At 23.8% G+C, this 21,599-nt stretch carries 13 protein-coding genes and 2 pseudogenes; 8 read left to right on the plus strand and 7 right to left on the minus strand.

Annotated features, from left to right (window positions below; genetic code table 11):
* Both T523_RS09300 and T523_RS07485 read left to right on the plus strand, forming a co-directional pair.
* A pseudogene (locus T523_RS09300) lies at positions 1-329 on the plus strand (hypothetical protein); the annotation flags it as partial.
* Positions 330-858: 529 nt separating this feature from the next.
* Positions 859-3,948, plus strand: coding sequence for a beta strand repeat-containing protein (locus T523_RS07485; RefSeq protein ID WP_042708344.1), 3,090 nt, complete (start codon positions 859-861; stop codon positions 3,946-3,948).
* Between the two features lie 46 nt (positions 3,949-3,994).
* Here T523_RS07485 and T523_RS07490 read toward each other — a convergent pair whose 3' ends face one another.
* Entirely contained in the window at positions 3,995-4,243 is a 249-nt protein-coding gene (locus T523_RS07490; protein ID WP_042708345.1) for a hypothetical protein, read from the minus strand.
* A gap of 165 nt (positions 4,244-4,408) precedes the next feature.
* On the opposite strand from T523_RS07490, the gene T523_RS07495 reads away from it, so the two are divergent.
* A complete protein-coding gene (locus T523_RS07495) occupies positions 4,409-4,861 on the plus strand; it encodes a hypothetical protein (RefSeq protein ID WP_042708346.1) in 453 nt (150 codons plus the stop codon).
* Between the two features lie 14 nt (positions 4,862-4,875).
* Positions 4,876-4,941 (plus strand): annotated as a pseudogene (gene dptG, locus T523_RS09400) (DNA phosphorothioation-dependent restriction protein DptG); the annotation flags it as partial.
* A gap of 47 nt (positions 4,942-4,988) precedes the next feature.
* Here dptG (T523_RS09400) and T523_RS07500 read toward each other — a convergent pair.
* From T523_RS07500 to T523_RS07515, 5 genes are all read right to left on the minus strand, one after another.
* Positions 4,989-9,359: a helicase HerA domain-containing protein gene (locus T523_RS07500; RefSeq protein ID WP_052334690.1), complete on the minus strand. Its 4,371-nt coding sequence runs from the start codon at positions 9,357-9,359 to the stop codon at positions 4,989-4,991.
* 215 nt (positions 9,360-9,574) lie between these two features.
* Positions 9,575-10,921, minus strand: a complete 1,347-nt coding sequence (locus T523_RS08785; RefSeq protein WP_052334691.1) for a hypothetical protein — start codon at positions 10,919-10,921, stop codon at positions 9,575-9,577.
* Positions 10,902-12,305 (minus strand): DNA phosphorothioation-dependent restriction protein DptG, encoded by a 1,404-nt coding sequence (gene dptG / locus T523_RS07505; RefSeq protein WP_042708347.1) that lies wholly within the window; start codon positions 12,303-12,305, stop codon positions 10,902-10,904. The genes T523_RS08785 and dptG (T523_RS07505) overlap by 20 nt, the downstream gene beginning before the upstream one ends.
* 1 nt (position 12,306) lies before the next feature.
* Positions 12,307-14,796 (minus strand): DNA phosphorothioation-dependent restriction protein DptF, encoded by a 2,490-nt coding sequence (gene dptF / locus T523_RS07510; protein WP_042708348.1) that lies wholly within the window; start codon positions 14,794-14,796, stop codon positions 12,307-12,309.
* A 681-nt stretch (positions 14,797-15,477) separates the two neighbouring features.
* On the minus strand, positions 15,478-15,930 hold the full coding sequence (locus T523_RS07515) for a hypothetical protein (protein WP_042708349.1): 453 nt from the start codon (positions 15,928-15,930) through the stop codon (positions 15,478-15,480).
* Between the two features lie 971 nt (positions 15,931-16,901).
* Between T523_RS07515 and T523_RS07520 the strand changes: the two genes are divergently transcribed.
* From T523_RS07520 to cas1, 4 genes are all read left to right on the plus strand, one after another.
* The gene (locus tag T523_RS07520) at positions 16,902-17,813 is read left to right on the plus strand and encodes an ADP-ribosyltransferase family protein (RefSeq protein ID WP_156929614.1); all 912 of its coding nucleotides are present in this window, start codon (positions 16,902-16,904) and stop codon (positions 17,811-17,813) included.
* Between the two features lie 23 nt (positions 17,814-17,836).
* Positions 17,837-18,517, plus strand: a complete 681-nt coding sequence (locus T523_RS07525; RefSeq protein WP_042708351.1) for a hypothetical protein — start codon at positions 17,837-17,839, stop codon at positions 18,515-18,517.
* Positions 18,518-19,164: 647 nt separating this feature from the next.
* Positions 19,165-19,440, plus strand: coding sequence for a CRISPR-associated endonuclease Cas2 (cas2, locus tag T523_RS07530; protein ID WP_042708352.1), 276 nt, complete (start codon positions 19,165-19,167; stop codon positions 19,438-19,440).
* A gap of 13 nt (positions 19,441-19,453) precedes the next feature.
* Positions 19,454-20,458 (plus strand): CRISPR-associated endonuclease Cas1, encoded by a 1,005-nt coding sequence (gene cas1, locus T523_RS07535; protein ID WP_016358667.1) that lies wholly within the window; start codon positions 19,454-19,456, stop codon positions 20,456-20,458.
* A 273-nt stretch (positions 20,459-20,731) separates the two neighbouring features.
* Here cas1 and T523_RS07540 read toward each other — a convergent pair whose 3' ends face one another.
* Positions 20,732-21,559, minus strand: a complete 828-nt coding sequence (locus T523_RS07540; protein WP_232229052.1) for a sulfite exporter TauE/SafE family protein — start codon at positions 21,557-21,559, stop codon at positions 20,732-20,734.
* Positions 21,560-21,599 lie beyond the last annotated feature (40 nt).

Below are 21,599 nucleotides of genomic sequence, written 5' to 3' on the forward strand. Positions count from 1 at the left end.
TAAACATAAAACACCTTGATGATGTTTTAAGCTACTCCTTAAACATATTTAAAAATAAAAAGCAATTAAATAAAAATAAAAGACTATTTAAACGATTAAAAAAAGAATTAATCAGTAAACTCATGAATTGGAAACATTACAAACCAATAAGAGGTAAAATCGAAGACTATTTCAAAGTACTTAAAAATTCATTAGAAATGAGAAAAATACACAAATTTACACCAAAATCAGTAGAAAAAACCTTATATTTATATGTATTATTAGGAACACTACTTGTACAAAACTCAGATACATCAAAAACAGGCCTACAAAAGCTCTCACAAATGTGAAAAATTCAGGCCCCTAAAAAAATTATAATTTTAAATGTGTTATTAAAAAGGGATTGTTTTTTTAATCCATTTTATTTTTTTAATTGTATTATTATTTCAATTGTGCTTAATATTGTACTCACAATTGAAAATAATATTTCTAATTTTTCAATATTTTCTCATGTTTTTAATTTTTCTTTAAATATATGATTTATGAATTTCTATTTCTTTTGCAAGGAAAGTGACTCTTTTATAATTTTAGATTTTAAATATAATCTAAATTAAATTAAAAAGTATATTAAAATTACTTATTATTATAAATAGACAAATAAAGATATATTGAAAAAAGATAAATAAATATTGATTATTCCTCATTTTATTTTATTTATTTTAAAAAAATAGAACAATGTTCATAAATATCGTAAAATTGTATAAGCTTTTTAAATAAAATTAAAGAAAAAAACTTCAAATTAAAGAAAAAATCTTATAAATAAATCTTGTTTTCAAAAGATATATATTATCTAAATTAATATTAATACATATTGAATGAATGTATATATTCTTCAATAAAAATTTAAAAGGAGGTGAAAACATTAATAGAAAGTGTTTAATACTAGTTTCTTTATTAATATTCCTTCTTTCAATTTCTTCTGTTGTTGCTGAAGATTTTAATAATTTATCAGATACAAATAGTAGTTTTGATCTTGATATAAATTCTAGTAATACATCTACACTAAATGTTAATTATGAGAATTCTGATAATTTAACCTCTCAAAATAATAATGTTTCAATATTAACTGACGAAGAAAACCATTCATTTACAGATTTACAATCTTTATTAAATTCAAGTAAATCAAATACAATAAATTTAACAAATGATTATACATGTAATAGTACAATCGATTCAGAAATAATTAATGCTGGAGGAATCAATTTTTCCCCATCAGAAACAACATCATATACAATAAATGGTAATGGTCACATTCTTGATGGGAATCATTTAACAAGAATTTTCAATTGTAATAATTTCAATGGAAATCTAACATTAAACAATATTGTCTTTAAAGGTGGAAATTCCACACAATATGGTGGAGCTATATATTGGTACACAAATTATACACTTAATTTAATAAACTGTACCTTCATTAACAGTAAATCAAATGGTGGAGGAGCAGTATATGTAAAAAGTACAAATGGTACTATAATCAACTCAACATTTATCAACAACACTGCAGATGGTGGTGGTGCAATCCAATGGATAAGTGAAAATGCAACTTTAACTAATACAAAATTCATTAATAACGCAGCGACAAATTTTGGTGGGGCAATCTATTTAATAGGTTCAAATGCAACTTTAACTAATACAAAATTCACTAACAACACAGCAAGAAGTTATGGAGGAGCAATATATTGGGGAGGTGCAAATGGTACCACAATCAACACAATATTTGCTAACAACACAGCAACAAGTTATGGTGGAGCAATATATTGGTTTGGAGAAAATGGTACCACAATCAACACAACTTTTACCAATAACACAGCAAATTATTATGGTGGAGCAATAAGTTGGTCTGGTGCTAATGGAAAAACAATTAATTCCCAATTCACTAATAATAAAGTTGATTATTATGGAGGAGCAATTAGATGGTCTGGTGCAAACGGTAGTGTAATAAACTCAACATTTGCTAATAATTCTGGTGCATATGGTGGTTCAATCTTTTATATAGATACAAGTAGTACTACAACTAACTCAATATTCATCAATAACACAGCAGAATTTGGTGGTGCTATATTTCTTTATAATGCTGGCTTTAAAGTAAATTATAGTAATTTTACAAAAAATAGGGCAAATGTCGGATCTGCATTTTATGATTATTATACTGAAAATAAAAATTACACAAATTATATAAATAATACTGTAATTTTAGATAATCAAGCTTATTCAAATGATTTGAATTTTGAAAATTTCACAGGTTCAAATCTAACCTTAATATTCACTGGTTTAAATACTAATTTCAATGGTATTTATTTCCAAGATAATTTTGCTAATAACAATCTATCAGTAGTTAACCTTACATATTGGGGTAAAAATGGTATAATAAATACAGGTAATGTTGTGAAAGAATATTTACCTAATTATAATAGTACCCAGGAAGGTATAGATATACATGTAACTGTTAGTGATTTTAAAAACAATACAATTATAGATCAGATATATCGTACCGATGAAAATGGTAGAATTATAATTGATTTAAGTAATTACAATAGTAGATATTACAATATTGCAGCATCACTTAAAAATGATACATATTACACACCAATAACTAACAATACTGTTTATGATAATAAGGCTAATACAACTGCAGGATTAATACAAAATATTAGTTATGGAACAGAAAATATTACACTTATATTCAATGATAATTTAAGTGGAAATATATCTGTATTACTTAATGGAACTGTATATAATGGTACTGTAGAAAATGGTATATCCCACGTTAACATTGGAATAAATAATGTTGATAAATACACAGCACTTATATCATATTCAGGAGATAATAACTATAATGGATTTAAAGAGATACCTTTAAATTTTTCAATTTATAAAGCAAATCCTGAAATCATTACAAATATTAATAATTCTACATATGGTGATATTAACACTGTTGATATAACTATTATAGGAGTAAATGGAGAATTATTAAATGGTACAGTTAAAGTAGATATTAATGGTAGAGATTATAATTTTACCCTTAATAATGGTAAACTTATCTTTGAACTTAATAATTTATCAGCAGGAAATTATCCTGTTAAAATTTATTACAATGGCAATAATAACTATAATAACTATACTAATGAAACAAGTTTTACTGTAAATAAAATAAATACAAATTTAAATGTAACTTTGATTGATACATATTTCAATGGTAAAAATTATACAGTTAGATTTAATATTACTTTAAAAGACTTCAATCAGAATTTATTAAACAAAACTGTTGATGTTACTGTTGATAATAAAACATATACTGTTGATTTAGTAAAGGGTACTAATATATTAAAAATAGATGGTTTAAGTTCTGGTAATTTTACTGTTGAATCAAGATTTAATGGAACTAATAACTATGCTCCATCAAATAATACAAAAAACTTTACAATAGACTTATTAAAACCAGAATTAACAGTTAATGCAATAAGAAATGAAAATAATGTAACTGTATATATTAATCTTAGATATAATGGTACAGGTATAAATGGCACTGTTACTGTAACTATTGACAATAAAAACTATAATGTAAATATTATTGATGGAAAAGGTAATTTAACTATATCTAATCTTAAAAATAGTAAATACAATATAAATACAGTATTTAATGGAGATAAAATTTATTCAAATGTAAATAATAACACTTCATTCAATATAAATGTTACAAATAATAACAATACAAATAATAACAATACAAATAATAACACTAATAATAAAAATATTACTAACAATATAAATAATAGGATTAGTCCATTAAATAGTCAAAACTCAAAAATTAATATTAAAACTAGTACATTACCAAAAACTGGTAATCCAATATTTGTTTTACTCTTAGCTTTATTTATATTAATTATAGCTAAAAAACGTGAAAATTAAATATTTTTATTTTATTTTTTTTTTTAATTTTTCGTTAATATATGATTTATGAATTTTTAAACTTTTCTTTTACTTCCTCATATTCTTGTTGATGGAAATAAGGATTTTTTTCAATAAGTTCTGTGATTAAATTATCATTTTCATCAAATAATTGCGTTCTTCTAATTTTACCACAAACTTGACTCCAATCCCCAAAGTCATTAGTTTCTGCATAATCAATTATAACCACCATACCATTAGGAAATGTATGATTTTCCCCCATATTATCAAACATAATATTACTTATTTTCTTCATAATATTAACCTCTTAAATTTTATATATTATTATTTTATTATTAATATTTTTATTAAATCTAATTTTTACATTATACTTTTTATTCTTCTTTTAAAATAAAAATATTTTTTAATCATTCTTCCATTCATTTTTATTTCATATGTTTTTTAATTTTTCGTTAAATTTATGATTTACGAATTATACACTGTAAGAGTTGATGATTTAGGTGATAAATTAAGATTAACTGGTTTTAATTTTAATAAAACAATTCTTACACAAATTTATGTTGATGAAAACTATTATACTTTTATTGGAGAAGGGTTCATGTATCTTAATTTGGATTTTAGTATAACCAATGAGAATATTTTAAGGTATATTAATAATTATAATACTCGTGCAGATAATTTATTTGTAATTAAAGAGAAAGAGAATCAAGATAATAAGATATACAATGAGTATTATTTTAGTAATTTTATAGACCAAGTAACATACAATACTACACCTATTGCTCAAGATATGAAGGAATATATTGGTGAGAAAGTAGATAAATCATTAACTAAAGGAAAATGTAAAATAAAAATAGATACAGATAAACTGAAAAATGTGTTTGATGTATTGTGTTTTTTAATTTTTCGTTAAATTTATGATTTACGAATTTAAATCTAATTGATAAAAAAAGTGATAGCGGTGATGCACAATATGTTAAACCAATATTATAAAATTATCATATTATTTTTTTAACAAATAATAAAAAAATAGAAATGAATTAAAGAGGTATAGTTACCTCTAAATCATCACCAACAAATTTATAATTATTCAAATATTTTCTAGAATTATTATCAATTCTCATTCTAAATATTAAATTTAAATGTCCAACTACTTTTCTTCCATCAATTGTAAAATAGCATATATCTTCATAATTACTTTTAGGAACAAAATACTGAGAAATTTCCCTTGGAACTACAAAAGTTCCATTATTTTTTACTTGTTCTGTAAATGTAGTTTTAAAACTAATACGATTTTTAGGTTCTACTTTCTTTTCAATTTTATCATTTAAGAACAGCCTAATTTTAGTTTTATCCTCATTTCTCAGATGTTTCTCTTTCAAATAATTTTCAATTTCTTCGTCTTTATGATAAAATATACGTACTAAAGATGAGATTTTAACTTTGAACATCTTACCGTCAATATAAACAAATTTTTCTTCAAGATCACTTTTTGGAATTATTTTCTCTATATCTCCCCTTTTAATAGCCCATCCATGATTTTTATAGGATAAACCCGTTTTTACATTGAATTCAATATAATCTTCAAAATCGGCCTCATCAAATGTTTGTTCAGAATCATTTAAAATTGAATCATCAAATCTCTTTAAACTTTGAACCTCATTACCAGATGAAGATAAAGGCACAACCTTTCCTTTCTGATCATCAAAGTTTTGATTTGAAACTTTATTATTCTTTTCAATGTTTATTAAAACATCACCATCATAATCTGAAATATCTGTTCTAGTTTCTAAACGCCTGGGTTCATCACCAATAATTTCATCAACATTTACAATCACAGGTTCTGAAGATTTCAATTCATCATTTGAATTTAAGAATTCACCTTGAACAACACATTGACCTTTAGTAAGTTTAGTTAATTTCTTTTCCCAATCCTTCTTCCTATTATTATCTTTAGTTAAAATACCTGCAATTTTTGTAATAGAGTTATCCGTTGGATGAAAGTATATTTTCTCATCAACATTTTCTAATGCATCTAACTCCTCAGATTTAAAACTTTGAACTGATTGTGTTGCAAATATTCCGGACCATCCAAATTTCCTACCTTCCTTAAGTATTTTGGAAGAAGGTGAATCCTTTCCAAAGTCTAAATTTTGAGCTTCATCCAAAACAATTGCAAATGGATTTTTTTCATCACCATTAATTGTTTTATAATGCCATAAATCCCAAAGTATTAACTCGGTTATAACATTTTGAATATCAGAAGATAGACCTGTTAATTGAATAATTAAAATTTTTCCATCTTTTTTATCTAAAATGCTAGACCAATCAAAATCATCGGAGATAAATGGATTTATGTCTAATAATTCAGTTAACTTATTTAAAACGGAGCCTGCCACAGATGAGTCTTCATTCATCAATTCATCTTTAAGGTCTTCAAAGTCCATTTTATATCCATGCTTTTTAATACCCCTAATTACAGCATTATAAATTGTGTTTAATTGTTGATCTCCAAAGTTATATACAGAACCAACAAGGTTTTTAAATCTACTTGCCACCTTGATTTCATCTTCCAACATAAATTCTCCTTCATCGATCTCAATTTTATAGCTTTTAAATGGATTTAATGAGAATTTATCCCTAACCACTGTACGAACATCCAAATTATTACCTACTGATTTTTTGAATTCCTCCTCCAATTTAGATTTTTTAAATCCATCAGTATAATCAATGATTATTGAAGGTATGTTCTGCTTGGATAATTCTTTAAGGACCCTTTGAATGAAATAAGTTTTTCCTTGACCAGATTTACCTTGAATTAACATGTGCCTATTAGGTAATTTGGAATTTCCATATTCCCAATATACTTTGTGGTCATAACCATCCTGTGTTCCAATCAATACCCTTATATTTTCAAGAGAGTCTTTTTGCATTGGAGGTTCAGGGGGACCTGGGGGATTTATTGGACCTTTAGGACCTTTATGAGTTTTAGGATGTTTTTCACCACCCCCATTACCATCATCACCAATCGGACCATCTGGTTTTTTCGGAATATCAAATTTACCTAAATCATTATCATTAAATAGCAAATCAGATGCCTCGATATCAGTTGAATTAGATTGTATTTTTTTTCTCATATCTTCAATCGTATCAACCAAACCAAGATATGCGTTTTCCATAGGCAATTCAATTATTTGAAGCCCATCTTCTTTAGCTATTGAAGCATTAAAGCAGTCTCTTTTAAATGAAACTAATGTACCCTTTCCAATTTTATCTTCTAAAATATAAGAGATAATGTAATCATCATTTAACAATTTAGATTTAAATTCTTCTATTCTACTGAAATCCTTTTCATCCCAAATATGATTAATATTTAATTTTTCAGCGTTTGAAATAAATATTTGTATAAAGAAGTTCCTAAAGAATTTGTTTTTAAATTCACTACCTTCATTATCAAATTGTTTTAGTTGATTTTTAAGAAGGTTATAAGTCTCATTTAATTGATTTTTACCTTTATTAATGGTTTGAAAGTCATTTCTTCCAGCTTTAACTTCTATAGGATAATATAAAATTTCAATAGTTCCGTCATCATTTGTCTTTAAACCAATTAAAAGTAAATCATCACTATAACTTCCCTTTTCAATATCTGATGAGAAAATTCCCTCATTTTTGCTTAATTTTACATTTCCCGCGATTCTCAAGATTTCCTCCATTGAAATTGGAATCCAAATAATATCTTTATGGTCATAAATAGCTAAAGAATATTTAATAGCAGATACAAGACTTAATTTCTCCATATCATAGTTTCCACTTTTACTTGAGATTAATCTAAGTAACCATTCACCATTTATACAGTTAAACATTTTAATGATTGAGATAATCTCATCTTTACTAATTTCAATATCTTCCTTATTTCTTAAGAAATCATTAATAATGTCTTCATATTGAACTGATTTATTTGTAACTGTAATTGTATCATATCTACTTGAAGAACTATATTGGTCACTGTAATGAATAATTATTAGATCATTATCTGTTTTATTAAAGTATTCAATTCCAAATGCAGGTTCTATAAAAGTTACCCAATGAGATTTATCGTATAATTGTTCAATATTATCTTCTTCTAATTCAACAGTTGTAATAATAGTTTTATTCTTAGAATAAGTATTTTTACCATAGTTTCTGCTATTTTCAACTAATTCATTCATGTTAATAGAAGTTTTAACTAATTGATTTTCTTTATCTAAAATATTTTTAGTACCGAAACCATTTCTATAATCCTTATGTTTTGTAGTTGAGGTAACTGAAGACAGTAATCCGTTTAATGACAATCCAGTTTCAATATCATCCATATTATCATTAGCTATTATACTGGCAGATTTTCCTTTATAAAATGAAATATGAGCATATTCATAATTTTCAACATCAAGAGGATGTTTAAAGTATTTTATATTATTCTGAACTAAATGTAAAATGTCAATTTCATCTAATGTTTTTGAGGACAATTTTAAGCCAAATTCCTCATCGAATTCCTCTTTGGTTCTACATCTGGAAAAGGTGTCAAAACTACTCTTATGGGAATCACTATAAATATGAACTTCTACAGGAATTACATCTTTAGTTTTTAATTTATCAGGTAATCTGGATCTTACAAAACTAAATACACCTTTAACTACTTCTTTATCATCATTAATATTAATCACATTAATTTTTAAAGCAGCCTTTGGATTGAATTCGAATAAATAATTAAAGTGTTTAATAAATTGATCTAGTTTCTCAGATACAACATTTTTAATAAAAATATTAGTAGTACCAATAGATACTTCTTTACTCTTTTTATAAATTACCCATTCATGAGCTGATTCCTGATAAATTGGCTTATACAAAGTTTTTCCATCATCAGAACATACATATGGAATTAAATTATTTGGAACTAAACGTTTAACCATATTGTTTTCTAACTTCTCATCACCACTCTGTTTTTTAATTTCAAGCTGATATGCGATATTTATTGGAGAGAAACTAGAATACATTATTTTATCTTTAGTATCAATACGACCTAACTTAAGTAAGTCTTTTTTAGTGTCATCATCATTTAAAAAGGAATTACTTTCAATAGATTCAATTTCTTCATTAAAAACATTGATAAAATTTTCATAAAGTTTTTCCAAATCATTATTCAAATAAATCAAACTTGGAAGATTATCTTCAGGTGAATCATCATAAGTTTTAAAATAATTTAAAATATCTTGATATGCATTTGTTAATCTTTCACTATATTGAACATCAACCTTAGATAATTTATTGTCTACATTTAAAGTTCCATAAAATACATTGTTATCGATTATTTCCCTTTCTAAATCTAAATATTTTTTAAACTCATCTTTTAAATAGAAACTATTAACCCCCAATATTGCTTTAGTTCCATTATATACAAAATCACATTTATATTCTCTTTTAATTTCCCAAATACGAGATGAATCAACGTGATGAGTTTTTTCTTTCTTTTCAGTTATTTTAAAAGTAATATCATTATCATTATAATGTAAATCAAAGTTTAAATCACCTTCATTCCATGCAGGAGACTCCTCTGAAATGATTATACTCTCATTATCATAAAGATAAATTATTTCATTTTATCCTCAATAGATTTTTCAGTTCTATTATTTGAAGAACCGAAGATTATTTCATAATCATCATCACTATTTTCAACATTAATATAATTTTTATCTGCTTTAACAGTGTATTTTGATTTAATTGAATCAAAAACTTCAGGATAAGCATTTAAAACAACAATATTAAAAATGAAATTAGACCTATTTTCATTATTATGTTTATATGTAATTTTTTTATATGTTGGCTCATCTAAAGAAACATCAAATTTAACATTTAATTTCTTTCCAGATGTTTTACAATATTTTAATGATTTTTTTCCAATAAAACCTTTTTTAAGCATCTGATCAAATTGGAATGTTAAAGAAACTTCCTTCTCTTTTCTTGTATTGAATACAATTATATGTCTTTTTCTTCTACCTGCAGCATTATTATATTCTGGTTTTTCCCAATATTTTAAAGAATTATCGGTCAATTTTTTATTGCTTTCTTCATAGTTAAGGGGTTTATTTCCTGCTTTAAATTTCTCTCTGAAATTTTTAACATTTTTATAAGATTCATTTTCCCAATCATCTTTTTTTAATTTATTTACACCAGAATCAGTATATCTTTTTTCAAGTTCCTTATCTAAATCCTCATATAAATGAGCATTCTTTATAAATTCAAATTCAGCATGATTTTCTTTTAATCTCTGCTTCATTGTAGGTATTGTATGGTCTTTAAGATTTTCATCTTTAAATAATTCTAATTCTTTAAAATCCTCATCATCAATATGTCCTTTTTCTATAATACCCAATATATTTTCAAAATCCCATAAAGTAGGTTTTGCAGATGTTTCTTCATTAACATTATTTAATACAAATTTAGCTACCTCTTTTTCTGCTTTTGTAAGTTTTTTTGATTTATTAATTTCAGTTTCTAAATTTCTTGAAATAAAATTAATACTTAAAGGCATCCCTTCTTTCTTTAAGTTTCTCATACCATTATAAATACTATCCAAAGGCTCTGAACATATAATTAATAAAGCAGTATTTTCCCATTCTCTTTCCTGATTTGTTACTTGATTTCTTAAAGTAACTAAATAATCTGGCTTTACATTAGTGCTTTTGGCAAGAACTAAATTTACACCATCAATTAATAATGAAAATGACTTAAATTCATTCTTTGCATTTTTATGAATATAATTAAATGAATTGTAAATTCCCTCATCAATTCCTTTCTGTTTAAAACTATAATATAAATTATCCACTTGTTCAGCTTCATCTAATTCAATGAAAAACCTATCTCCTTTTTTTATGTTTTCTTTGTTAAAGTAATTTAATATTTTACTAGAAAGATAATTATAAAATTGGTTTGACATATTGAGCATCTCCACTATCACTTTTTTTATCTATTAAGTTTAATTGGGTAAGTAGTTTTATTATTTCTTCTTTAGATTGTATATCAAAATAAATTCCCCTTTTCTCGTATTCATCAAATAATTGGGTTAATCTAATCTTTTTATCTTTAACACATAATGCAGTCAGTACAATAAGAATTTCCCTATTCATATTTAATGTGTATCCATAGGAGCCTCTTCTTTTAATGAAATATTTTTTAGCAATATTTTTCAAATTAATTGCATATCTAGATTTAAGTTCCCGGTTGTTTCCATGTTCCTTATCATTAAGTGTAACGAATAATTCATTCATTAAATCCTTAAAATTATCAGATAAATCATAAAGATATTCTTCCTCTGAACTTTTTGTAAGATCAAAATCCTTGTAATATTTATATACACAAATCCATTTTTTTAAATATTTTAAGAATTCCCTTTGTTCCGTATAATTCAATTTTTCATAATAAATTAACATGTCCTTTTCAAGCAAGTCATGAGTACCTAATAATGTATTCATTTGATCAATTAAACTTACTTTAGTAAATAAGGAAGCAGTTTTATCAGTTAAAAAACGATATCCTTTCTTAACCGCTTTACGATTTTTACTTGCACTTTCCCAATCCAGTAAATAATAAAGTTCATCAATTTCTTTATTGTCATTGAAGCCTCTATTAATTTTTAACACCAGTTGACTTATATAAAAAAAGTAGTAGTATGCAAAAACCTTATCAATATTTTTTATAAAATATTGTTCATATTTACAAAGGTAATCAATATCATCATTAAAAAGTTCAGAAATACTATCAATCATACAATCATATTTAAAATCAGTTTTATTATCTGTTAACTCAGGAATATTCTTTAAAACCAATTTTATAAGTAAATTATTAGTTTCTTTATTATTAAAAAAATTGATTAAGTTTTTATTATCCCTAAAGAATACATCCCTTAAAAATAATGCAATTGATTTTTCACCTTTTGATTTTTTATTATTAGATAAAGGCAAATATAAAAATAAATAAGGATTTATAATTTTTAACTCATCCTTTTCATTAAATAAATATTCCTTAACCAATTTCTCCAGATAATCCTCACTTTCAGTCTCAATATCAAAATTTTCATTATTTTTTGATTCAGCAATGATATCCTTTATATTTAGTGAATCATCTAGTTTTTTATTAAGGAGTATACGAGAAAATTCCCCTAAAACAGAGTAAAATCCATTTTCAAATGTAGCAGTATCTTCAGTCCTAGATTTAAATGGAAATAAAGGAGTATTTTTATTAATATTATTTTTTAATGATTTTTTTTCTGGATTAACATTCATCTGTTTTAAAAGATTATTATAATTCTTTTCAAAGTTCATATTATACCTCACTTCTAAATTCAAAGGTGTCAAAATCATCATTATACTCAAATAAAAATTCCTCATTAGATTCCAAATATTTGATTATTAAAGTTTTACTATTTTGTCCTTCAATTATTGACTCAACAAACTGGTTATAAACAGTTAATTTTTCTTTTTCATTAACATTTAACTTAAATCCATGATTAATTTTTGTAATGTACTTATATAATTGGAAATCAACAGTAATTGGAATTTTATTTTCATTAAAATCATCACTAACTTTAAAATAAAGTTCGATTTCATTTTTAAACCTATTTCCTAAAACATTATCTAAATTATTTTCATTGTTAATTTTAGAATTATTTTGTTTTACTGAACTAGGTTTTAAATATATCTTCTTTAAAATTTTAAAACTATCTAACTCATCAACACATACATAGTTTTTCTTTTCGGATTCCTTCCATTTAAAAATGGAATCTTTAACCTCGTTAAATAATCGTTTATATCCATGAATATTCCCAATGTTATAATTATAAAGATATTTAAGATACTTCAAGTAAGTTTCATCTTTAAAGGCTTTTTTAATTGATGGTTTGCCATAAAATATTGCTAATCTAATTAAAGGACTTATTAACCCAGTTTTATAAGATTTTTTGTTAGTTTCAGTTTTAATAGTGTTATTAATATCAGCAAAATAAGGCTCTAAAAATGACATTTCTTCTTTGAAATAGTATTTATCTAAAACCTTGTTAATATCATCATTAATATACAAGTCAATGATAAATTTATCCAATTCTTCACTACGTTCGATAGTAGGATCTAAGTCATTAAACAATTCTAATAAACTTGAACGATTTGTATCATTGAACAATAAATTTGGAAGTAAATTATTTAAATTTAAATCCTCTTTATCTGTTTCTGGAGGTACAATAATTTCATAGACAAAGTTTAATAAATCCCTTGTAGAAATAATCTTTTTATATTTATTAAAAACCTTAATCAGATACTCAATTATTATTTCTTGATTATTCTCATTAGAGAAAAACTCATAATTATCAATAATAGAACTCTCAAGTCCATTCCTTTTATCTAAATTGTATGCTAAATAAAATGGATTATTATCGCTTTTATTTATAACATTATTAAATAGAGCACTTAAATAATTAGAAGAAACATAATTTGAATCTTCGTTATTATTTAATTCAAATAAATTATAATCACTGAAGGTTATAAAACTAACATGATCATAAAATCTATTTTCTGTAACAGTCTTGGAATCAAATAAATTAGCATCATCAATAATTTCCTTAAGTTTAGTATATTCATTTTTACAATAATCAGATTCTAAAAAATTATTTAAAACACCTAAATTAATTGCTAAAATAAATTTTTCGAAAGAATTTTCAATATTCTCATCATTAAATGATTTAAGAACATTAGCAAGAGTATCTATTGCTGTCTCTTCAGGATCTTGGCTTTCAGTTGCATCATTGTGTATGGTAAATTTATTAAATAATTCAGGTTCATATGTTTTTAAATATGCTAACATATGGGATTTACCATCACCTACACTACCACATAACATGACTAAATGACTTGAGGGTTTATCCTGAACTCTTTTAAGTTCTTTAATAAATTCATCTTGTATAGACCTATTTACATGAAGGTATTTTTTAAAATCATTTAAATTATCATCACTTTCAACTGCTTCCCTAGAGGAATCCTTGAGCTTTGTTAACTCATTTAATAAATAACTTCCATCATATTTCTGAAATGTATAATTTTTTAAATTAGAACCAACTTCCATATCAATAATATCCCCATCATACACTTCAGAATAAACTTCATTTATTGAATCATTAATCCTATTTTTTATCTCAGATAACTTTTGATCTTCTTGCTCAACATCCCTAGAAGTTTCAGTTGTTTGTTGTGCTACATCTTTGTTATTATCCGTTTCTGAAGAAGTTCCAACATCCTTATTCTCAGTATTTTCGATTGTTTCCGGAATTTCTTGCCCAGTAGGTAAAACACCAGAATTTGTTTCATTACCCAACTCCCCATTGGATGTATTTATACTTTTATTTCTAAAGATAAGTCCATTATAGTCGGGTGCTTCAAAATTTTCATCACCATATTTCTTATAAAACCAAACAGCTATTTCATATAATTTTTTGTGAACTTCACTAGCTCTTACACCTAAATCATTAATATTTCTATGAGCTGCATTATTACGTGCCCTACGAACAAATTCAAAATTTCCTTCTAATTTAACGGGAATTACCTTTATATCAACTAATCCCTTAATTTTTCTTTTTTGATTTTGACGGGATAAATAGTCCAGATTTTCAATTTCACATATAAGAGTTACAATTTTCTCGGCAGCGGTACCTGCTCTAAAAATAGAATCTTTATAATCTTTATTTACTAAATGTTTTTCACAATAAAAACATTCCTCTGAAATTTCACCAAACCCGTCATCTAAAAAATTAAAACAATTTTCTTCCATACATTAAACCTCATTTATTTAACTGTATTCTAATTTTAGATCTAAATCAAATTAATAATATATCTTTAAGTTTTTTAATTTTTCGTTAAATTTATGATTTACGAATTTAAATTAAATTATTATTTATTAATAAAATAAATAAAATATATATACTTCACATTATAAATAATAAAATGGTTACTATTTTTTGTACTTTGTTTTGTAATCGTACTATTTTTATGTAACCTCTTAAGTAGAATTTGTATTAGATAGTTCCAGTATCGTTTGAATTACATTTTCTACTTAAGATTTTAATTTGCTATTTTTATTTTTTTAATTTTTCGTTAAATTTATGATTTACGAATATAAAGGTGGAAAAATAGAAAAAAAATAAAAAATAGAAAAAATAAAACAATAAAAAATAGAAAAAAATTACATAAAAAAAGGTATCATCCAAACATTTTAACAGAGAAAAACATTTAGATAATACCACTTGAACCTAAGATATTTTGTAAATAAATCATGAATTACAATACATTACCAATTTAATAGGAGGTAATCTTATGATAGATAAAATCTTACCATGTATAGAATATTTCTTAATATTCCTCGGAACATTAATTAGTATTATTATGCAATAAAATTAGTATCTAATAAAAAATTCATAGGATAATTTTTCTTGAGATTGTACTAAATCTTTTTTTAATCCTTAGGAATATTATACTTCTCCCTCACCTTATCATCCTTAGTAACATCTTGATCCTCAATCAAATCCAAAAAATCATCCAAAGGCACTTTTATACCTTTTCCAAAATCTTCAGGTTTATTACTTAATTTATAAAAAACATATTTTATAAGACATTTATATTGAGGATATTGTATAATAAAATCAACCTCATCTTGTGTTATTGCATCTAATCCTATTTCCTCAAATAGTTTATCATATTTTGCACGACGCATATAAACTCTTGAAAGCAAAGTCCAACTACCATTTTCTCTATCTGATCTTAATTTTCCCCATTCAGGATTAAATTTACTTAAACTACCATAAAGTTCATCAGGTATTGCACTATTATAATTTAATAACTCATTAAATAAATCCTCAGGTAAATTCTTAATAAATTCATTATTTTCCATAAGAAACTTGAATACCATAATGATACACCCCCCATCCTATTTTAAGTTTTTTAATTTTTCGTTAAATTTATGATTTACGAATTTAAAATATTAAATAAACTATTAACAATATAGTATATTAAAATTAAATTAATATAAAACAATATGTACAAAAACAGCATTATATAACTTTAAAATTTATGATTTAAAGTAAAATTTAATAAAGTTGTTACAACTTGTACAAAGTTGTACAAAAAAATGTAACAAAAACAGCAAGTTCTAAAGGCTTAAAATTAAAAATTAAGTAATATTAAATATATTATTATATTATTGTTACACTTTATACACATAAACCCCCATATTTTTATATGTTATGCTTGGGGGGGCTTTAGGTATGTTCCTGTACAATTGTAACAACTTTATACAAAAATTGATTATAATACTTTAATTTCAAAATAAAGGTTTAAAACTCTGCAAGAGTTGTTACATTTTTTTGTACAACTTTGTACAACTTTATACAAAAATTGATTATAATACTTTAATTTCAAAATAAAGCTTTTAGAACTTGCTGTTTTTGTACAAATTTAAAAGTACAAATTTTGCTTAAAAAAATAGATTTTAAAATAAACGGTTTATATGTATTTATTTTAAATTTAAATGATTTTAAAACATTTTAAAAATAGTTAATTTTTATGTTGTTCATATACTCTTATTAAAAAAAAGAAAAAATTAGTAATATTTTACTTATTTAATATGTCTTTGGTTCTGGAATTTAAATAATAAATATTATTGTTCCTATATTTATAATCCCATTTCCCTATATACCCTTCTTGTGCTAATTTGCTAACAAAAATAGATAAATCCGTTTTTGTTGTTATTTCCTTTGCTCTTCCAAATGTATTATTCCTTTTTAAAGATCCTATAGTAAAGAAATATTTTTCTTCATTTCCTTCTTTATCAAATCTGTACTCATTCCATAATTTTGAGTTTTTTAATTTTTCGTTAAATTTATGATTTACGAATCTATTAAAGAATATAATGAAAAGCTATTTGAATTACCTAGCAAAGATACATTACGCGTCATGGGTAAAAACTTGAATAAAGCACAAAGACGTGAAACTTCTCAATTAATGAGTAAAATTAAAAATTATAAGAAAACTTGGAATGAGACATCAGATATCAAAACTAAAGATAAAATATATTCTGATATTACTAAGATTCAAAAACAATTATCTGAATTTGAAAAAATAGCTAAAAACACTAAAATTAAAGAGGCTTCTAATTATAATTTTGATACATTCATGAAAGAGACTTCACAAGGAGAATTAGAAAAATCACAAATACAAATTCAATCAAAAAAACAGTATGATAAAAAAGAAATTACAAGTGTAAATGCATATTTATCAAGTTATCACAAAAATATCAATGGTTACCTTTATAAAAATAGCAAAATTGGAAATAATTCATTACCTTATCCTCAAAATTATATTGAAAAATATAACTGGTATGTTGAAAATGCAAAGAAACAAGGTGCAAAAAATGAAAAAGAATTCTTTAATTTAATTAAAGATTCAATAAAATCAATTGATACTGCAATTAAAAATTCACCTGGACTTAGTCAAGATACTGTATTATATGCTGCAAAAGAATGGAATATTAATTTGAATCCTGGAGACGTTGGAGAATGTAATGTTTTCATGTCTACTTCATTCAGAAAATCTGGAGCAGAAGGATTTAAAGATTCTAATAGATATTTGATTGAAATATATGCAAAAGAAGGACAAAAAGGTCTTGCAGTAGGAAATGGTAGTGGATTCAGTGGGGTTATACAAGAACATGAATTTTTATTACCTCGTGAACAACAATTTAAGGTTATTTCTGTAGATCATAATACACAAACTGTTAAAATAATGTTATTATAAAGAATTTTGGAGGTTAAAAAGTTATGTTTAAATTTGATTCAGAAGCAATGTGTTTGAGATTTGAAGACAATAAAGGACGTTTTAATATTTATCCCTTCTTGCTTTCAAAGGAAGAAAAAAGAGAATTAGAAGATTTTCCTGGTGCATTACCTGTTTTGTTATGGGAAGTTGTTGATCTTCAAAATTATTATGCAAAACTTAAAGAGAAACACATATACCAAAAAGTCTTGAATATTGATTTAGCTATTTCAAGAGAGCATGATAAACATTCAAAGATTGGTGAGGAAGAAGTTATATGTGCTGAATGGTGTGTAAAACATTTAGAGGAATATCCTTTCCTTGAAAGAATCTTTAGGGATACTAGTTATAATTTTTTGAATGTTTTGTATATCAAAGCTATTGAAAAAGAGTTAATTGGATGTTATGATTTCATTCCTCCTTGTTTTATTCGTTATATTGATAATAAAGAAAGAGCTAACTGGTTAAAAGAAAATGATTATGGGCATAGTGTACGTGATGAAATGAAAGAATACAGACATCATATGCATTCATTAATAAGTTTTGATGAAAATTATGCTCAAGCACATTTTGAAGAATTAGAGTATATCCAATATTGGGCTTTAGAATTACATCCTGAGTATCAGAGAGTTATTTTTAATGAGGTACTTGAAGAGGAGATGGAAGAAATTAAATCAAGATTGTGAATATTCCTTTTTGGATAGCTATTTCTTTTATTATTATTTTTTTTGGGTGGTTCTATTTGTCCACCTTATATTATTGAAGAGAAGAATATATATGAAATCCTTCTTTTTTGTTTATGTTTTTTAATTTTTCGTTAAATTTATGATTTACGAATAGTAACTTATTTTCTTTGTTTAATGTATTTTAGTTCATATTATTACTTATTTTTTTGGAATTATGTGGAAACTATTTATAACGATGTTATAAATATTATGTTTCCACAATTTTAATTATAAATTTTAAATTAAAATATTTTTAGTTTTTTAATAAATTTATCTTCTATTTTTTATTATTTTAACTTTTTTTTAAATATTTGTATAAAAACTTTTATAGAAATCTGTATTAATTTTAATTTATATTCTACTTTATTTTATATTTATATTTTTATAATATCTATATTTTTATAATAATTTAGATAGTTTTACACATTTATATAAAAATATTATTATCTTAATATCTCTTAATTTTATTAAATATTCTATGTTCTATTTCTGTATACTTTTATTTCAAATATTTATTGGTTTAATTGATTTAGATAAATTTATTTATTTACTTTTTGTATATACTCTATTAATATATGTTTTTAAAAATTTAATTTAAGGAGGATATTATGAAATATTGTGTTTCTTTTGATATTAGATTTAAAACTAATAAAATAAATTTATTGAAAATAATTAAACATTATGGTTTTAAGAAGATTCATAGTTCATTATATTTTGGGGATTTAAATAAAGATGATCTTTTTGAGATGAAAACAAAAATTATGGAATATATAAAATTAGAAGATTGTATACTTGTTTTTCCTATATGTATGAATTGTTATAGTAAATTAGATTCATTTGGTAGGTTTATAAATTTTGAAGAAGAATTATATAAAATATATTAAAAGGAGATTTTATATGAAAATAATAATTGAAGGATATAATAAATCAATACATAAAAGAGATAATCAATTGTTGATTATGGAGAAAGAAATAGAAATTGATAAAGTTAATATTAATAAGATTGATGATATTACTATTGTAGGTAAAGGTTTAATTACATTTGATGCATTAAGATTAATTTCAAAAAATAATATTCCAGTAATTTCTATTGATTATTTTGGCAATATTGATTATTTGTTAGAATATCCTAATGAAACTAATATTTTTATTAAGAAAAGACAATATAAATTAAGTGATGATTATAATGGTTTGTATTTAGCACGTGAAATTATATCTGCTAAATTATTAAATCAAAAAGCATGTATCAGGACTTTAAATAAAAATAAAAATTTAGATCATGTTAAAGACAGTATTATTAAAATTGATGAATATTTAAATCAATTAAAAAATATGCGTTTTGGTCCAAATATTAATGTTGAAAATTCTAAGTTAAAAATCATGGGTATTGAAGGTAAAGCTTCAACAGAATATTGGTCTAGTATAAGCAAATTATTGCCTTCTAATTTAGGCTTTAAAAAAAGAATTAATAGACATCCTACAGATATTACAAATGCTATGTTAAATTATGCTTATGCAATACTTGCTAGTGAAGTTGCTAAAATTTTAGTTTTAAATGGTTTAGATTCTTTTTGTGGTTTTTTACATTTTGATAGGGATAAAAGAAATAGTTTAATATTTGATGTTATTGAAGAATTTAGACAACAAATCGTTGATAAAGTAGTTTTTTCTTTATTAAATACAAAACAAATTGGATCATCTGATCTTGATAATAGAAATAATACTATTAAATTAGATAAAAGAAAATTAATTGTTTCTAAAATCTTAGATAAATTAAATTCAAGAATAAAATATATGGATAAAAATTTAACATATTTAGAAATCATCGATTTACAAGTAAAACAGATAATTGAATATATATTAAATGGTACTAAGTACAATGGTTTTTATTTAAGATGGTAAGATTAAAATTTTAAAATATTATATAATCTTATTATAGATAATATTTTATTAAATAATAATCATTATTTTTATTAATGATTTTTCTAGTCTTAAATTCTTATAAAAATTAATCTTTCAATAGATTTCTTATTTAATGATTTAATTTTTATTTATTTTTAGAGCTTGTTGAAATCTTTTTAATTTTTTTAAAAAATTTTTAAATTTAATTTTCAAGTATTAAATAATGTTTAAATTATTATAAAAAATAAGATTTAGTAGACTTAAAAAATTAATTTAAATTGGAATTATTCCAAGTAATTTAAAACTAATTATTATTAGAACAGCAGCATATATAATTTTTAATTTTTTTTCATCAATTTTATATGCAATTTTTGCTCCAAACCTTGCCATTGGGATTGAAAACAATATTATAATAAAGAAGTTTATTAAATTTACATAACCAATAGAGTATGGTAAAACTTTCATATTTAATCCACTAATTATATATGATATTGTTCCACCAATTGATGTAAATGGTATAAATATTGTAGAAGTTGCAATTGCTTCAATTAATGAGAATCCAAATAAACTCATAAGTATTGGCATTAAAATAACTCCTCCTCCAATACCAAACAATCCTGCACAGAAACCAATAAATATTCCGAATATTGCACCATATGTAAAATTTAGTTTTAGTTTAGGTTCTTTTTTACTATTATCTCTTTCAATAAATACATTTATTGCAATTAAAATAAGTATAATACCAATTGCTAATTCAAGTACTCTTGAAGGTAAAAGTACTGCTACTTTTCCACCAATAAATCCACCTATTGCTCCAAATATACCAAATACTATTCCTGGTTTAAGAATATTAATATTTGATTTCTTATTATGAATATATGCTCCAGATAATGCAGTTGGTATAATACATGCAAGACTTGTTCCAAGTGCTACTTTAAATCCTATGTCTGGATTTACTCCAGCATAACTTAATGCAAAGTATTGTAGAGGAACCATTAAAAATCCTCCACCAATTCCAAGTAGTCCTGATGCTAATCCAACTATTATTCCAAGTATTCCTAGGAAAATATAATAAAAAATTGAGAAGATAATTTTAAACACCTTATAGAGTTATTTTATAAATATATTATTAATTAGATAA

The sequence above is a fragment of the Methanobrevibacter wolinii SH genome, assembly GCF_000621965.1.
Taxonomy (GTDB): Archaea; Methanobacteriota; Methanobacteria; order Methanobacteriales; family Methanobacteriaceae; genus Methanarmilla; species Methanarmilla wolinii.

What these genes read in the sequence shown, in the direction of transcription:
- T523_RS07485 (WP_042708344.1), top strand. Translation starts at nt 859, where the DNA reads ATGTATATATTCTTCAATAAAAATTTAAAAGGAGGTGAAAACATTAAT.
- T523_RS07490 (WP_042708345.1), bottom strand. Translation starts at nt 4,243, where the DNA reads ATGAAGAAAATAAGTAATATTATGTTTGATAATATGGGGGAAAATCAT.
- T523_RS07495 (WP_042708346.1), top strand. Translation starts at nt 4,409, where the DNA reads ATGATTTACGAATTATACACTGTAAGAGTTGATGATTTAGGTGATAAA.
- T523_RS08785 (WP_052334691.1), bottom strand. Translation starts at nt 10,921, where the DNA reads ATGTCAAACCAATTTTATAATTATCTTTCTAGTAAAATATTAAATTAC.
- dptG (WP_042708347.1), bottom strand. Translation starts at nt 12,305, where the DNA reads ATGAACTTTGAAAAGAATTATAATAATCTTTTAAAACAGATGAATGTT.
- dptF (WP_042708348.1), bottom strand. Translation starts at nt 14,796, where the DNA reads ATGGAAGAAAATTGTTTTAATTTTTTAGATGACGGGTTTGGTGAAATT.
- T523_RS07515 (WP_042708349.1), bottom strand. Translation starts at nt 15,930, where the DNA reads ATGGTATTCAAGTTTCTTATGGAAAATAATGAATTTATTAAGAATTTA.
- T523_RS07520 (WP_156929614.1), top strand. Translation starts at nt 16,902, where the DNA reads ATGATTTACGAATCTATTAAAGAATATAATGAAAAGCTATTTGAATTA.
- T523_RS07525 (WP_042708351.1), top strand. Translation starts at nt 17,837, where the DNA reads ATGTTTAAATTTGATTCAGAAGCAATGTGTTTGAGATTTGAAGACAAT.
- cas2 (WP_042708352.1), top strand. Translation starts at nt 19,165, where the DNA reads ATGAAATATTGTGTTTCTTTTGATATTAGATTTAAAACTAATAAAATA.
- cas1 (WP_016358667.1), top strand. Translation starts at nt 19,454, where the DNA reads ATGAAAATAATAATTGAAGGATATAATAAATCAATACATAAAAGAGAT.